The sequence below is a fragment of the Streptomyces sp. NPDC028910 genome (assembly GCF_055564955.1).
This window is the reverse complement of sequence record NZ_JBVHVF010000003.1, coordinates 120,844-135,878: the sequence shown is the minus strand read 5'-3', so window position 1 is coordinate 135,878 and position 15,035 is coordinate 120,844. Positions and strand designations below refer to the sequence as shown.

The following is a 15,035-nucleotide window of genomic DNA, read 5'->3' as shown; positions in this document are numbered from 1 at the left end:
CGGGTTGCTGTTCATCCTTCGAGCAGCCTCTGGCCCACGTACTCACCGCTGCGGGGGCCGGGCGGAACCGCGTACAGGCCGCTGGACTCGTGGCGGATGAACTCCGACAGCGCGTCGCCGCGGTCGAGCTTGCGCTGAACGGGTACGAACCCACGCAGTGGATCGGCCTGCCAGCAGACGAAGAGGAGCCCGGCGTCGGGAGCGCCGTCGGGGCCTATGCCGTCGTGGAAGGAGAAGGGGCGCCGCAGCATGGCGGCTCCGCCGTTCTGCTCGGGAGCGGAGATCCGGGCGTGGGCATTGGCCGGGATGACGGGCTTGCCGTCGGCGCCGAGCTTGTCGAGCGCCATTTCGGTGGTCTCGCTGCCTCCGGTGAGCGGGGCGCCGGTGGCCTTGGTACGGCCGATGACCTGCTCCTGCTGGGTGAGGGACTGCTTGTCCCAGTCGTCGAGGAGCATGCGGATGCGCCGGACGACGGCGTACGACCCCCCGGCCATCCAGGCGTGCTCGGCGGGCCCTGGGCCTGCGCCGGGCACGAAGATCCGCTTGTCGAAGTCGGACTCCGAGGGCTTCGGATTGCCAGTGCCGTCGATCTGGCCCATGAGGTTGCGGGCGGTCATCGGGGTGCCGGTGGCGCCGGGGGACCGGTTGAAGCCGTTCATCTGCCAGCGGACGCTGGCGGCGTCCCCGGCGTCCTTCTGCAGCGCGCGCAGGGCGTGGAAGGCGACGAGACCGTCGTTCGCGCCGATCTGGATCCACAGGTCGCCATTGCTGCGCCGGGCGTCGAGCTGGTCGGAGGAGAAGTCCGGCAGCGGGTCGAGGGCGGTGGGGCGGCGAGCGGTGAGGCCGGTGCGCTCGAAGAAGGAATGTCCGAAGCCGAAGGTGACGGTGAGGGAGGAGGGACCGGCATCGAGGGCGATACCGCTGTCCGAGGTCCCTGCGGTCTCGCCCGCCATGAGCCGCCGGGCGGTGTCGGACCAGCGTCGCAGCAGCGCGGCCGCCTCCGTACGGCCCGCCCCGGTGGCGAGGTCGAAGGCGACCAGGTGTCCCTTGGCCTGCAGGGGTGTGGTGATGCCGGCCTGGTGGTCTCCGTGGAAGGGCACCTGGGTGGCGCCGAGGGAGGACAGGCTTCCGGCGGCGCCTGGGGCGGAGCCGCTCCCGGAGTCGGCGAGCGCGGTGTGCGCGAGGGCGCCGCCTGCGGCGCCGAGGGCGAGTCCGGCGGCGCCCGCGGCGCCGACGGTGCCGAGCAGCCGGCGCCGGGAGATCTCGATGTCGGGGTTGTTCTCGGTCACGCTGGTCAGCCGATCTTCACGGTCTTCTGGACAGTGGTCTGGTCGATGTCGGAGGTACGGACGGTCACGTCGATGCGCCATTCGCCCGCGAGCGGCAGCTGGACGCCCGAAGAGGTCCAGTGTCCGGGGCCGGCCTGGTCGGGGACGAGCGGCAAGGGGCCGATGTCCTTGGCGGGGAGGGTGAAGGCGACCTTGACCTCGGGGAGGTCGAAGGGCTTGCCGTCGCCGGTGTCGGCCCAGAGGTGGAGGGTGTTGGCGCCGACCCGGCCCGGGTCGAGTTCGAGCCGGATCGACCCCTTGCCGTTCTGGCCGCCTGTGTCGAAAGGCAGAGTGATTTTGACGGCGCGGTCGGGGACGGCGGTGGCGGTGGAGCCACGGCCCGCCTCCTGCTCCACGGTGCGCCCGGGCTCGGTACTGGTGAGGACCGTGGTGACGGCGAGAAGGACCACGGCGACGCCCGCCTCGGCGAGGACGGAGCGACGCAGGCCGGCGCGGTCCGGATCGGCGTCGCGGAGCTGCTTCTCGCGCGCGCTCTGGCGGGCGGCACGCTGGCGGGCGAGCTGGGCGGCACGCTCCGGGTCCGCGGGGACGGCGACGTGCTGCGGTTCTGTTTCACGTGAAACATCGGCGCCTGTTTCACGTGAAACATCGGGCGCGACGCCCACCTCGACGCCCACCTCGGCGACCTCCTTCGAGGCCGGCCCGGCGGAGGCCGGGTGGCCGTCGCCGAGCCGTGCGGTCCACTTCCGGGACAGGTAGGCGATGCCGAGGAGGAGGGCGACCAGGCCGACCTTCAGGAGCAGCAGCCGTCCGTACTCGGTGCCGGTGAGGGCGGACCAGCTGCCGAGCTGGCGCCAGGACTGGTAGACGCCGGTGACGGCGAGCACCAGGACGCTGACGAAGGCGACCCGGGAGAAGCGCTGGACCGCCGCGCGCTCGATCCCGGGAACCTTGTGGAGGGCGACGAGCAGGGCCGCGAGACCGCCGAGCCAGGTGGCGACGGCCAGCAGGTGCAGGATGTCGGCGGGCATGGCGATACCGGGCTGGACACCGGTGGAGGCGTGCTCGGACAGGGCCCAGGTGGCGGCGATACCGCCGGACACGACGGCGCCGCCGATGGCCAGGCCGAAGGTGAGGTCGCTGGTCTCCTTCGCCTCCGCCTCGGTTTCGGCGTCCTGCTGGCGGCGCGCGTAGACGCCGAAGAGGACCGCGACGAAGAGGGCGGCGGCACCCAGCAGGAGCAGCCGCGAGACCAGTGAGGCGCCTGTCTTGGTCTCCAGGACGGCCCTGAGCCCGTTGAGGTCGAAGGCGTCGGTGAACTTCCCGGACCCCGTGTAGGGGGTCCGGAGTACCAGCATCGCGAGGGTGGCGGCGGTCAGGGTGACCCAGGCGCGTACGACGAGCTTCTGGAGCGGCCGTTCGGCGGCTCCCCGGCGCCAGCACAGCAGGATGAAGGCGGCGCCGCCCACGAGGACGGTGAAGCCGGCGTAGGCGGCGTAGCGGGCGATCCCGTAGGCGATACCGACGGGTCCGCCGCCCGCCTGAGAGCTGGGGAGGGTGACCGCGGTGGCCGAGGGCGCGCCGACGGAGAAGGTGAAGGCACCGGAGATCGGATGGCTGTCGGCCGAGACGGCCTGCCAGGCGACGGTGTAGGTGCCGTTGGGCAGGCCGGCGTGCAGGGCGGTGCCGTAGCGGATGGTGTTCCCGCTGCACATGTCGCGCAGCTCGCCCGTGTCCACGCGTTTGCCCTGGGGGTCGAGGACGCGGATGGAGTCGTCGCCCATGGCGACCTGCTCCGAGAAGGAGAGCGTGACCTGGGCGGGGGCCGTGGCGACCACCGCCCCGTCCTTGGGGTCGCTCGCGGTGAGTGCGGCGTGCGCCGTGGCCGGTGAGGCCGCGGTGAACAGGGTTGCCAGCAGTGCTGCGAGGACCAGCGCGAGCCGTGGCAGGAATGCCGTGGCACCGGCGCGGGCCGTGGAGGGGGTGGTGGCCGTCATGGCGTGTGAGTTCCTCGGTCCGTCAGTGGCCGTTGGCGGCCGTGGATTTCGGAGCCTGCGCGTTGTACGTCCGTTCCTTCACGTCCAGTTCGACCTTGACGGGGCCGGCCTTCTCGAAGCGGAGTTCGACGGTGACCTTGTCGCCGACCTTGGGAGTGCTCTTGAGCCCCATGAACATGATGTGGTTGCCGCCGCGCTCCAGCTTGAGCTCGCCGTTCGCCGGCACGTTCATCGACTGGACCTGCTGCATCTTCTGGTCCTTGGTCTCGTGGATCTGGAGATCGTCGGAGAGCGAGGAGGTGGCGCCGGTGAGCTTGTCGGCGATCGCGGAGTCGTTCCTGATGACCATGAAGCCGCCGGCCATCTCGTCGTTCACGGGCTGGGGCATGAAGGCGCCGCTGACGGTCATCTTCGGCCCGCTGTCGCCGGAGCAGCCGGATATGGCGAGTGCTGCCGTCAGGGAGAGGGCGGCGGCGAGGGCGCGGGTGGTGCGGGCGTTCACGGGTTCTCTCCCTTGATGAGCTTCGGCAGGTCCTTGGTGTAGTCGTCGACGGTGGTGCCCTCGCCGTAGAGGACGTAGCCCTCGTCGGTCTTGGGCGAGAACGCGATGACCTGGGCGCCGTGCATGGAGACGACTGTGCCGTCGGTCTCCTTCTTGGCGGCCTCGATACCGATGCCGAGCGTGCGCGCGGCAGCCTGGATGGTGGCGAAGTCCCCGGTGAGTCCGATGAAGGACGGGTCCTGGGCCTTGAGCCACGCGCCGAGGGACTCGGGAGTGTCCCGTTCAGGGTCGGTGGTGACGAAGACGACCCGGAGGTTGTCCTGGTCGGCCTTCGGGAGTGCCTTCTTGGCGACGGCGATGTTGCTCATCGTCAACGGACACACGTCGGGGCACTTGGTGTAGCCGAAGTAGATGAGCGTCGGCTTGCCCTTGGTCTGCTCACGCAGGTTCCACGGCTGGCCGGTGGTGTCGGTGAGGACGAGCTCCGGCTTGTCGAAGGGGCGGTCCAGGACGGTTGCGGCCTTGGTGCTGCTCTGGCCGCCGGAGATCTGCTGGACCGAGCCGGGCTTGGCGGTTTCGCCGCCGCAGGCGGTGAGGGTGAGTGCGGCCGCCGCCAGGAGGGCGGCGACCGTCACACGTGTGGTGCGCATGGAGAGATGTCCCTGGGATCGGGGGGTGTGAGGACGTAAGGAGGCGCAGCGCCCACGGGCGCGGCGGATCAGGCGGAGCGGCGGCGCGAGGCGATGCCGAAGGCGACACCGCCGAGTCCGATGACGATGCCGGCGATGCCGAGGGCGCGTGCGGTGGTGTCGGAGCCGTGTTCGGCGGAGGCCTTGTCGTGGCCGTGCACGGCGTCCTCGTCGGCGTTCTTCCCGTCGTCGGCCTTGGCGCCACCGCCGTGGTGGTCGTCGCCCTTCGGGGCGGTCAGCTTCAGGACGGGCGCCGGGTTCTGCGGTTCCGCGGCGCCCGCCTTGGCCTCCTCGATCCAGCGGACGACCTCGCCGTTGTCGTACGTCTGGATGGACTTGAAGACCATCTGGTCGGCGCTCTCGGGCAGCTTGCCCACGGAGAGCGGGAACTGCTGGAACTTCCCGGGCTCGATCTTGCCGCCGGACCAGGTGACCTTGGTGACGGCCTCGTTGATCTGCTTGCCGTGCACCGTGAGCGGCTTGTCGAGCTTGCTCTTCTCGACCGCCACGGTCCAGCCGGGAACGTCCTGCGGCATGACGGAGGTGAGCGGCTGGTCGATCGGGAAGTTGACCTCCAGCTGGGTGGTCGACGCGTTGTCGCGCTCGTTGGGGACCTTGAAGTTGATCGTCGCGTAGCCGCCCTTGGTGGCCTCGCCGGGCTGGACGCCGACGTGGGCGGACGCAGGCCCTGAGAGGACGAGGACGGTACCGGCGGCGAGGGCGGCGGCGATGGAGACGCGAGAGGTCTTCATGGCAGAAACACTCCACGGAAGCAGTGGTGGCGATGGCCCCGCGCACGGGCGCGCGCGGAGTTCGCGGCACCGGCGCTCCCGCTGTGTGTCCCGGGGAGGAGGGTGCCGCGTCAGGCTGCGAGGGCGAGGGCCACGGGCGGCCCGCGCCTGATCACCGTGTGCTGGAGCGCTTCCCGGCCGGTGGAGGCAGCGGGGTCGGCTCCGGTCCGCGGGGCCTGCGGGGTACGGGCAGGCGCGCCCGGCAGTCCGGCACCGAGGGCGCGTGCGAAGGCCAGTGCGGCACGCAGCGGGCGTATCGGGGCGGCTTCGGCTGACAGCCGGGACAGCTCGACGAGCCGGAAGAGCGCGGCGTCGCCGCGGCTGAGGAGCCAGCCGGCGGCGAGCGCGGCCAACAGGTGGCCGATCAGCATGGCAGGGCTGAACAGGCCGGTCGAGGGTGCCGTGGTGACGGCCTGGGCCACGTGCGCGTGCGCCCCGTGGCCCTGCGCCGCGACCTGTCCGGCCTGCGCGACCTGTCCGGTCTGTTGGGCCAGGGCGGCCGGATCCAGGCCCGCGGCCTCAATGATCCGCCGGGCGTCGGCCGGGCTGAGCGGTACGGAGTTGCCCCCGCACACCAGCCGGGCGGCGAGCGCCGCGAGCGAACTGTCGGAGGCCCCGGCGGGCGCCTGCGCGGCCACGGCGCTGTGCTGGCCGAGGCCGAACAGCGCGTGCAGGGCGAGTTGTCCGGTGGTGAGACCGGCGGCGATGCCGGGCAGCGTACGCCGGCGTCCCGCGAGCGGGGCCGCGACCGCGAAGACGGCGAGGAAGCCGAGGCAGAGGGACCACCAGGGCACGGTGGCGCAGGACGCCAGGGCGTGCCCGGCCGCGGACAGCACGACACAGACCGCGGTGAACACCGCGGCCCGGATCAGCCGGAGGCCGGCTCCGGCGTGCGTCGCGTGGGGGTCAGACATGGCCGGGCCATCATCGCACTGCGCTCAGGCCCTCCATACGGCAGGTCCGGAAGGTCCCATGAGTCCCCTCTGCGAAGAGACCCGGACCAAGACCGGACCAGGACCGGACCCACCCGGAACCAGACCGGACGGCCGTGATCAGCACCGTGTGCCCCGCCGGACATACACCGCCCGCCGGGAGAGCCGCATCGGCCGAACGAGGGGAATGCGGTCTCGGACGGTCGCAGAGCGCTTACCACCCCTCGCGGGCGGCAATACGTAACCGTATGAGCATCTGGTGGTCTCTCCACTTGAGGCGCGAAGCCGCGAGCGTGCCGCTCGCCAGGCGACTGCTGCTGGGGACGATGGAGACCGCGGGGGTGGACCCGGACATCTCCTTCGATCTCTCGATGGCGCTGAGCGAGGCGTGTGCGAACGCGGTCGAGCACGGCGGGCGTGGCGATATCCCGGACGAGACCGAGGCGTACCACGTCACGGCCTATCTGGACGGGGATTGCTGCCGCATCGAGGTGACCGATTCGGGTCCCGGGTTCCCGCCCGCGACGGTGGCCCGCCGTAGATCCTCCCTGGCCGAACACGGCCGGGGCCTGCACCTGATCGCTGAACTCGCCGACCACGTCCGCTTCCGCAACCGGCCGGGCCGCGGGGCGGTGGTGAGCTTCGACAAGATGCTGAAGTGGCGCGACGACGCGCTGCTGAAGGTGTCGTAGAGACGCCGACGCGACGACAGCCCTACGCGACGACGCGACGACACGACGACGCGCGAACACGACGATGGGCGGGACCCGTAAGGATCCCGCCCACCCACGAGCAGCGCCGGAGCGTCAGCCCTTCAGACGCGCCATCCAGGCCTCGACCTCGGTCGACGAGCGGGGCAGCCCGGCCGACAGGTTCCGGTTGCCGTCCTCGGTGACCAGGATGTCGTCCTCGATCCGGACGCCGATGCCGCGGTACTCCTCGGGCACGGTCAGGTCGTCGGCCTGGAAGTACAGACCCGGCTCCACGGTGAGGCACATGCCCGGCTCCAGCGTCCCGTCGACGTACGCCTCACGGCGGGCGGCGGCGCAGTCGTGGACGTCCATGCCGAGCATGTGGCCGGTGCCGTGCAGGGTCCAGCGGCGCTGCAGGCCCAGCTCCAGTACGCGCTCGACCGGGCCGTCCAGCAGGCCCCATTCGACGAGCTTCTCGGCCAGCACGTGCTGGGAGGCGTCGTGGAAGTCGCGGAACTTGGCACCCGGCTTCACGGCGGCGATGCCGGCTTCCTGGGACTCGTAGACCGCGTCGTAGATCTTGCGCTGGATGTCGGTGTAGGTGCCGTTGATCGGCAGCGTGCGCGTGACATCGGCGGTGTAGAGGGAGTGGGTCTCCACGCCGGCGTCGAGCAGGAGCAGGTCGCCGGAGCGGACGTCGCCGTCGTTGCGGACCCAGTGCAGGGTGCAGGCGTGCGGGCCGGCGGCGCAGATGGAGCCGTAGCCGACGTCGTTGCCCTCGACGCGGGCCCGCAGGAAGAAGGTGCCCTCGATGTAGCGCTCGGACGTGGCCTCGGCCTTGTCGAGGACCTTCACGACGTCCTCGAAACCGCGGACGGTGGAGTCGACGGCCTTCTGCAGCTCGCCGATCTCGAACTCGTCCTTCACCGCGCGGGCCTCGGAGAGGTAAACGCGCAGTTCCTCGTCGCGCTCCTTGGTCACCTTGTCGGTGAGGGCGGACTCGATCACCGAGTCGTGGCCGCGTACGGCCCGGACCGGGCCCTCGGCCTCGGCGAGGGCCTCGGCGAGCTCACGGACGTCCTTGGCGGGAATGCCCAGGAGCTGCTCGGCCTCGGTGAGGGAGTGGCGGCGGCCGACCCACAGCTCGCCCTGGCCGGACAGCCAGAATTCGCCGTTCTCCCGGTCGGAGCGCGGCAGCAGGTAGATCGTGGCGGTGTGCCCGGCCGGCCCGGTGGGCTCCAGGACCAGGACGCCGTTCTCGCTCTGGTCACCCGTGAGGTACGCGTACTCGGTCGAGGCGCGGAAGGGGTACTCGGTGTCGTTCGAGCGGGTCTTCAGACGGCCCGCGGGAATGACCAGGCGCTCGCCGGGGAACCGTGCCGACAGCGCGGCGCGGCGGTCGGCGGTGTGCGCGGCCTGTGCGATGGGCTCCAGTCCGTGCAGCTCGGTGTCGGCCCAGCCGGTGCGCATGTTCTCGGCGAGTTCGTCGCTGACGCCCGGGTACAGACCGTTCTTGCGCTGCTTGTGCGTCTTCTTGGGCTGCTCTTCTTCCGGGGTCTCCGGGGTGAGCTCGTCAGCCACGTCTTCTCCTCAGCTACGACGGTACGGACCTGGGTACGGACCTGGGTGTGGACCGCATCCATCGTATGCGTGTGCGGAGAAGTGTGTCCCGAATCGCGTCGTCGGCCTCCGGTCAGGGGCCACCGTGCGTACCGCGGCTCACTCGAAGCGGGCGGCGAGCAGCACGATGTCCTCCGGGGCGTCGGCCGGCTCCCCGTCGGGCAGCACGGTGCGCAGGATGTGCTCGCACAGGGCCGCCGGGTCGTCCCGGGCACTACGGGGCACCCCGACGGCCGCCGCGTGCAGCCGGGCGTAGGCCCGGTCCATCGGGTCGCCGGTGTGGCGCAGCAGCCCGTCGGTGTAGAGCAGCACCGTTTCTCCGGATGCGGGCTCGATCTCCACGCTGGGCGCCTCCCAGCAGGACAGCATGCCCAGCGGCGCCGAGAGCGAGGTCTCCACGTACTCGGTGCGGTGCCCGCCGATGAGGAGCGGCGGGGTGTGTCCGGCGCCCGCCAGGATGATCTTCGCGCCCTGGCCGTCGGACTGAGGGCCGCCCGTGGGCTCGCAGTAGGCGAAGAGCGCGGTGGCCGAGCGCGCGGGCTCGGTGAGGCGCAGCAGCAGCTCCAGGTCGGACAGGACCGCTACGGGGTCCTCGCCCTCCATGACGGCATAGGCGCGCAGCGACGCGCGCAGCCTGCCCATGGCGGCGACGGCGCTCGGCCCCGATCCGGTGACGGAGCCGACGGCCAGTCCCAGGGCGCCCTCGGGCAGCGGCAGGGCGTCGTACCAGTCGCCCCCGCCGCGCGGCCCGGTGTGGTGGCGGGCCGCGAGCTGCACCCCGGGGATCCGGGGGAGCCGGCTGGGCAGCAGCTCTTCCGAGACGGTGGCCAGGCGTGCGCGGGAGCGCTCCACCTCCAGCATCCGGGCCAGGTGCTCGGCGGCGTGCCGTACGTACAGCCCGGCGAGGTCGCGCTGGCGGTCGCTCGGCTCGGCCTGCTCGTCGTAGAGCCAGACGACCGCGCCGAGCCGGCCGGTGGCCTCGGCGGTCAGCGGGAGCGCGTAGCTGGCGGCGTAGCCGAGACGGGCCGCGACCTCACGGTGACGGGGGTCGACGGAGGCGGCGAAACCCCCGGTGTCGGGGGGCGCGCCCGGTTCGGGAAGGACCTCGGAGCCACCCTGGGCGTCGGGCAGTCCGTCGAGGATCCGTCCGTAGGAGGTGGCGCTGCGCGGCACGGTCTCGATGTGGCCGAGTTCGGCGTGGCCGAGTCCGAGGCCGATCGTGCTGCTGGGGCCGAGCCCGTCGGAGGGCTCCAGCACGATCAGGCCGCGGCGGGCGCCGACGAGTGCGGCTCCGGCGCGCAGGAACTCGTGGAGGGAGGTGTCGAGGTCGCCGGCGCGGGCCAGTCGCTCGGTGAGCTCGTGCAGGGTGGTGAGATCCGAGACCATGCCCGCCAGCCGGTCCTGGATGAGGCTGCCCGGGGCGGGCGGAGGGGCCGGTGCGGGGGCGGTCCGGGCGGGCGTGGGCGCCGCAGTGTGCGGTGACGCCGTAGCTGCTGGATCGATTCCAGCCACTTTCGGCAGATGCGGGGCGCTCATGGCGTCCGCCTTTCCACCTGGTGCGATTCGCCAAATAGCATCGCAAACCCCCAGATCGTGCTGCGCCGCCATCAAGGAATCCACATCTACACGCACACGTGGATACATGTCCAGCATTGCCCAGGTGGGAATCCTGGTGTCCGTGGGACGGCAACTCACTGTCGGGCCAAGGCTAGAACTTGGCCGGAAAAAGCTGGAAGCAGTCGGTTTTTGCGGTCGACTGGACGGGCTGCACAGGAGGCCCGGGTACGTATTCGATGATGCCCGGGGCCAGTTGCGCCGCCGGGAACCAGCCGGCACAGGCCGTCGTCCTTAGCGGCGGCAGCCGGTTTCGGCAGTCGTGCGGGTCGTGCTCGACCCCGCCGGACGTTTGATGGACCCGTAAGAAAACTGCACGAACCGTGTGAACCTCCTTCTGGCGGACAGTGACGCGAAACCTGTACGTGTGGTGAGACACCGGTTACATGGTGTGATGTGGCCCTCGGCGTTCAACGGAAAGGAACGAGCGCTCATGCGCGAGATCCTCGGAAGGCGTCTCCAGCGGCTCCGCGATCGCTTTCAATCCCTGCGCCCCGACCCGGGACAGAGCGGCGGCACGTCCGAACTCCTCGAAGCGGCGCTCACCTGCGCCACCACATGGCAGTGGCCCGTCCTGCCCGGTGTCGGCCGGTCCGGCAGCGACGGCTCGCGATGCGCCTGCCCCGACCCCGACTGCGTCGTCCCCGGCGCGCACCCCTTCGACCCCGGGCTGCTCGCCGCCACCACCGATCCCCGGATGGTGGCCTGGTGGTGGACCAACCGGCCCACCGCCCCCGTCCTGATGGCCACCGGCGGGACCGCCCCGTGCGCGGTGAGCCTGCCGGCGGCCGCGGCCGCACGGGCGCTCGTACGACTCGACGCGCAGGGCATGCGGCTCGGGCCGATCGTGGCCACCTCCACCCGCTGGTCACTGCTGGTGGCGCCGTACTCGCTGGAGCGGCTCGGCGAACTCCTCTACGCGAAGGATCACGTGCCCTCCTCGCTGCGCTTTCACGGCGAGGGCGGCTACCTGTTGCTGCCCCCCTCCGCCGCGTCCAGTGGCGGCCAGGTGCGCTGGGAACGGGAGCCGCGGCCGCCGCTCCGGACCCAGTCGAAGCCATCGGCGGACCCGCGGTCGCGGAGCGGGGCGGCCAACCCCTGGCTGCCCGAGGTCGAGGCGGTCGTGGACGCGCTGGTCGAGGCCAGCAGCGGTGCGCCCGGCGGCGGCAGCCGACTCGCGTACTGACCCGCCGGGGCGCCGGAGGATCACTCGTACGGGTGCCGCAGGGACGAGTTTCCAAGGGAATTGGGCGCGGGGATCTCCGTGCCCCATTCCCACATCGCTATCTTCGGCGAATGAATCTCCGCCTGATCGGTATCGGCGCCGGTGTGTTGATCATCTTGTCGCTCCCGCTCGCTGGAGCGATCGCCGGGCCGGATTTCGCCGGTCAGGATGACGGAAAAGGCGGCAGCCTGTTCTCGACGCTCGGGCTTTCGGACGCTCCTCGTACCTCACCGGCGCCGCCCGCGCGCCCGCCGGCGGCGCCGCCCGAGCCCGAGCAGCCCGGCCCGGCCGAGCAGCCCCGTACGGATTCGCGCTGCGGCCCCGAACTGTCCTCGCCGCACGGCGTGGAGGCGCAGACCTGCGTGCTGGTGGCCGAGGGCCGGACGTGGGGCCGGAGTTACTACCGAAACACCAGTGGCCGCCCGCTGGACGCAGTGCTGACGGTGATGGGCCCGGCGGGGCGCACGGTGCAGATCCGGTGCACGATCGGCGCGGGCGACGAGCCGGGCCTGTGCGAGACGCCCAAAGAGGCCTCGGCCGGGGAGCCGGACAGTTACTCGGCCGTAGCGGAATTTGCAGTTCCGGATGAAGAAGGGGAGCTGTTGTTGCGGTCCGGGAGCAACTCACCGGTACCGGGTGACGGTTGAGTACCGCCGGTAATGGAAGGGCCCGGTCGCTGGCGACGGGGGATGCACCAGCGACCGGGCTACAAGAACGGTAACAAGAGATCGCCTGTTCGCAAATTCGATCTCTGATATTCAGACACCGATTTGCAGACGATTAGCGGGAGTTGTGACTCCGGTCACCGGCTCCCCGCGTGCGCGCGGTCAGCTGAGGGTGACCTGTCGGTTGGTGAGCCCACCGCGTGCCCGGCGCTCCTCCGCGGTCAGCGGGGCGTCCGTGGCCAGAGCCCCGGCCAGCCGCTCCGCGAACTCCGCCGCGGGCTTCTCGACATCGTCGGCCGTGACCCCGGTGGGCAGGTCCCAGACGGGGACCATGAGGCCGTGCGCGCGGAAGGAACCGACGAGCTTGGTGCCCTCGCCGAGCGAGGACGTGCCGGCCGCGTGCAGCCGCGCGAGGGCGTCGAGCAGCTTCTCCTCGGGGTGCGGCATGACCCAGCGCAGGTGGTTCTTCTCCGGGGTCTCGCACCAGTAGGCGGCGTCGACGCCGGTCAGCTTGACGGTGGGAATGGCGGCCGCGTTGGCGCGCTCCAGCGAGGCGGCGATCTCCGGGGAGGCGTTCTGGGCGTTCTCGGATTCCGGAATCCAGAATTCGAAGCCGCTGTGCACAACCGGCTCGAAACCGCCGTCGGTGTCCAGGAGATCCTGAAGTCGCGGACCCTCGGCAGGAACGCGGCGGGCGGGAACCGGAGTCCCCGGGTCCGCTACGAGGGCGCGCTCCAGGGTGTCGGCCATGTCCCGGCTGAGGTCCCCGGTGGACGACTCGTTCTGCAGGCCGAGCAGGACGGACCCGTCCTCGCGGCGCAGCGCCGGCCAGGCCATGGGCAGTACGGTCACCAGCGTGACGGAGGGGACGCCCTCGGGCAGGCCGCCCTTGAGGGACAGCGGGACGGTGGCCGCGGGCACCAGCTCGCGCAGCGCGACCCAGTCGCACTCGCCCGGCAGGCCCTCGAAGGGGCGCTGTACGTGCTCCGTGACGGCGTGCGCGGCGGCTGCGCCGTGGCAGGCCTTGTAGCGGCGCCCGGATCCGCAGGGGCAGGGCTCGCGGGCACCCACAACGGGGATTTCACCGCTGTTGAGCTGCGGCTTTGCAGTCTTGGCTGCGGGGCGCTTCTTGGCCATCGTGGGTGTCTCCCGGTTGCGGCGGTACGGCGTCGTGTCTGGGCGCGAGCCTAGCCGTTCGTACCGCCGAAACCGGTGGGGTGCGGCCGGGAGCACGGTCGGCGTGCGCTCCCGGACGGCCGCCTGTGCGGATGACCGGAACTGTTGTGCTGTCAGGGATCCCGGGTCATGGATCCAGATCGTCGAACGCCGTGCTGAAGTCGATCGCCGGGGGCGCAACGCGCGTAGCGAAATCCTCGTGCCGGGGCCCACAGGCAACGATCACCCAGACGGTGACCTCACCCGCCGCTCCGTCCCGGACACCCCAGTCCTGGGCAAGGGCGCTGATGATGTTCAGCCCCCGGCCGCCGTGTGCGGTGACCGAGGGCGTGGCAGGAACAGGGCGGGTGGGCCCGCCCCCGTCCGTGACCTCGACCGTCAGCCGCCCCGCGCTGTCGACGCGCCATGCGGCGCGTATCTCCCCGTCCCCGACTTCCCGCGCGCCCAACGGCCTGCCGTGTCGACAGGCGTTGCTGAGCAGTTCGGAAAGGATCAGTACGGCATCGTCCACGACCGATTCGGGCACCCCGCTGATACGCAGTTGTTCGCGCATCCGGTGTCTCGCCTCGCCCACGCCCGCAGGACCATGGCGTACGTCCATGCACGACGACGTGGGCACTTCCTGTGCCACCACCAACGCCACCCCCGGAACCTCCTTAGCCCCACGCATGGTCTGGATGCCCCAATGGCCTGGACCGGAAACCGCCGCAAGGAGCCCCTCTGACGCATTCATGCCGAACGAATGCGGAGTGGATGCGCCGGAGCACACCCTGTTACTGGCGGGTCACGGGTGGTGGGCGCGCAAAGGGGGACGTCAGCGCCCCAGCTGGGACAGAACTTGGCGGGGCCTGTTCGTGATGATTGCTTCCACGCCCAGATCAGCGCAGAGCTGAACGTCTTCCGGCTCGTTCACTGTCCATACGTGAACGGAGTGCCCAAAGTCCTGGAGCTTGCGGATGTAGCCGGGGTGGTTGCGCACGATCCGTATCCCGGGACCGGCGATCGTCACCCCGACCGGCAGGCGCCCGTCCCGCATCCGGGGCGAGATGAACTGCATCAGGTACACAGTCGGGATCGTCGGTGCGGCCGCCCGCACCCGGTGCAGGGAGCGTGCGGAGAAGCTCATGACCCGGACCGGGTGCGGGCCCTCGGCCGGCGGGGCGTCCAGGCCGAAGCGCTTGAGGAGGTGGAGGAGGCGCTCCTCCACCTGTCCGGCCCAGCGGGTCGGGTGCTTCGTCTCGATCGCGAGCTGCACCGGCCGTCCGGCGTCGGAGACCAGCTCCAGCAGGCGCTCCAGGGTGAGGACGGAGGTGAGCTCGGGATCCGCTTCCCAGTCCGGGGATTCCTCGCGGTCCTTCCAGGAGCCGAAGTCGAGGGCGGCGAGATCGGCCAGCTCCAGGGCGGAGACGGCGCCGCGGCCGTTCGAGGTGCGGTTCACCCGGCGGTCGTGGACCAGGACCAGATGGCCGTCCGCGGTGAGCCGCACATCGCATTCGAGGGCGTCGGCGCCGGCCTCGATGGCCTTGCGATAGGCGGCCAGGGTGTGCTCGGGGGCATCCTCCGAGGCGCCGCGGTGGGCGACGACCTGGATGGTGCGCGGCATTGCGTGGGTCACCGGGTCATGGTGCCACCGAGACGGCCCCGGGCGTCGAAGTCCGGCCCAGCAGGTTCGTCCGAAATGTCGGATATAAAGAATAGGAGGAGATGCACAGGTCCGGCTTACAGTGCTCTGACGGGTCATGGGAAAGGCTTTGCCCAGGAACTTGTACGGCACGTCGAACGTTCAGTCGGACCGATATCGCCATAGATTTTCTGAAGCCGTGTGTGACGAGGAGAGAGCGCT

General features: G+C 71.0%; 13 protein-coding genes and 1 pseudogene. 3 read left to right on the top strand and 11 right to left on the bottom strand.

Going from position 1 to position 15,035, the window contains the following annotated elements; translation table 11 throughout:
* Positions 1–11: 11 nt before the first annotated feature.
* From efeB to ACZ4TV_RS05470, 6 genes are all read right to left on the bottom strand, one after another.
* Positions 12–1,370 carry an iron uptake transporter deferrochelatase/peroxidase subunit gene (gene efeB, locus ACZ4TV_RS05495; protein WP_468130963.1) on the bottom strand — a complete coding sequence of 453 codons (1,359 nt, stop codon included), beginning with the start codon at positions 1,368–1,370 and terminating at the stop codon, positions 12–14.
* The gene (locus ACZ4TV_RS05490) at positions 1,295–3,286 is read right to left on the bottom strand and encodes a copper resistance CopC/CopD family protein (RefSeq protein ID WP_468130961.1); all 1,992 of its coding nucleotides are present in this window, start codon (positions 3,284–3,286) and stop codon (positions 1,295–1,297) included. Before ACZ4TV_RS05490 ends, efeB begins: the two co-directional genes overlap by 76 nt.
* A 22-nt stretch (positions 3,287–3,308) precedes the next feature.
* Entirely contained in the window at positions 3,309–3,788 is a 480-nt protein-coding gene (locus ACZ4TV_RS05485) for a copper chaperone PCu(A)C (protein ID WP_468130959.1), read from the bottom strand.
* Positions 3,785–4,438 carry an SCO family protein gene (locus tag ACZ4TV_RS05480; protein ID WP_468130957.1) on the bottom strand — a complete coding sequence of 218 codons (654 nt, stop codon included), beginning with the start codon at positions 4,436–4,438 and terminating at the stop codon, positions 3,785–3,787. The genes ACZ4TV_RS05485 and ACZ4TV_RS05480 overlap by 4 nt, the downstream gene beginning before the upstream one ends.
* 68 nt (positions 4,439–4,506) lie before the next feature.
* The gene (locus ACZ4TV_RS05475) at positions 4,507–5,229 is read right to left on the bottom strand and encodes a YcnI family copper-binding membrane protein (RefSeq protein ID WP_468130955.1); all 723 of its coding nucleotides are present in this window, start codon (positions 5,227–5,229) and stop codon (positions 4,507–4,509) included.
* 110 nt (positions 5,230–5,339) lie between these two features.
* Entirely contained in the window at positions 5,340–6,182 is an 843-nt protein-coding gene (locus ACZ4TV_RS05470; protein WP_468130953.1) for a hypothetical protein, read from the bottom strand.
* A gap of 266 nt (positions 6,183–6,448) precedes the next feature.
* Here ACZ4TV_RS05470 and ACZ4TV_RS05465 point away from each other — a divergent pair, with 266 nt between their 5' ends.
* Positions 6,449–6,892 (top strand): ATP-binding protein, encoded by a 444-nt coding sequence (locus ACZ4TV_RS05465; protein WP_468130951.1) that lies wholly within the window; start codon positions 6,449–6,451, stop codon positions 6,890–6,892.
* A 114-nt stretch (positions 6,893–7,006) separates the two neighbouring features.
* Here ACZ4TV_RS05465 and ACZ4TV_RS05460 read toward each other — a convergent pair whose 3' ends face one another.
* Positions 7,007–8,473 carry an aminopeptidase P family protein gene (locus ACZ4TV_RS05460; protein WP_468130949.1) on the bottom strand — a complete coding sequence of 489 codons (1,467 nt, stop codon included), beginning with the start codon at positions 8,471–8,473 and terminating at the stop codon, positions 7,007–7,009.
* A 138-nt stretch (positions 8,474–8,611) separates the two neighbouring features.
* Positions 8,612–10,165 carry a PP2C family protein-serine/threonine phosphatase gene (locus ACZ4TV_RS05455; protein WP_468130947.1) on the bottom strand — a complete coding sequence of 518 codons (1,554 nt, stop codon included), beginning with the start codon at positions 10,163–10,165 and terminating at the stop codon, positions 8,612–8,614.
* 394 nt (positions 10,166–10,559) lie between these two features.
* On the opposite strand from ACZ4TV_RS05455, the gene ACZ4TV_RS05450 reads away from it, so the two are divergent.
* Together ACZ4TV_RS05450 and ACZ4TV_RS05445 are read left to right on the top strand one after the other, a co-directional pair.
* Entirely contained in the window at positions 10,560–11,312 is a 753-nt protein-coding gene (locus tag ACZ4TV_RS05450; protein WP_468130945.1) for a bifunctional DNA primase/polymerase, read from the top strand.
* A gap of 110 nt (positions 11,313–11,422) precedes the next feature.
* Positions 11,423–11,998 carry a hypothetical protein gene (locus ACZ4TV_RS05445; protein WP_468130943.1) on the top strand — a complete coding sequence of 192 codons (576 nt, stop codon included), beginning with the start codon at positions 11,423–11,425 and terminating at the stop codon, positions 11,996–11,998.
* Positions 11,999–12,178: 180 nt separating this feature from the next.
* On the opposite strand, the gene ACZ4TV_RS05440 is transcribed toward ACZ4TV_RS05445, so the two are convergent.
* From ACZ4TV_RS05440 to ACZ4TV_RS05430, 3 genes and pseudogenes are all read right to left on the bottom strand, one after another.
* Positions 12,179–13,153 (bottom strand): DUF5926 family protein, encoded by a 975-nt coding sequence (locus ACZ4TV_RS05440; RefSeq protein ID WP_468130941.1) that lies wholly within the window; start codon positions 13,151–13,153, stop codon positions 12,179–12,181.
* Between the two features lie 166 nt (positions 13,154–13,319).
* Positions 13,320–13,921: pseudogene (locus ACZ4TV_RS05435) on the bottom strand (ATP-binding protein).
* An 85-nt stretch (positions 13,922–14,006) separates the two neighbouring features.
* Positions 14,007–14,795, bottom strand: a complete 789-nt coding sequence (locus ACZ4TV_RS05430) for a glycerophosphodiester phosphodiesterase (protein ID WP_468131444.1) — start codon at positions 14,793–14,795, stop codon at positions 14,007–14,009.
* Positions 14,796–15,035 lie beyond the last annotated feature (240 nt).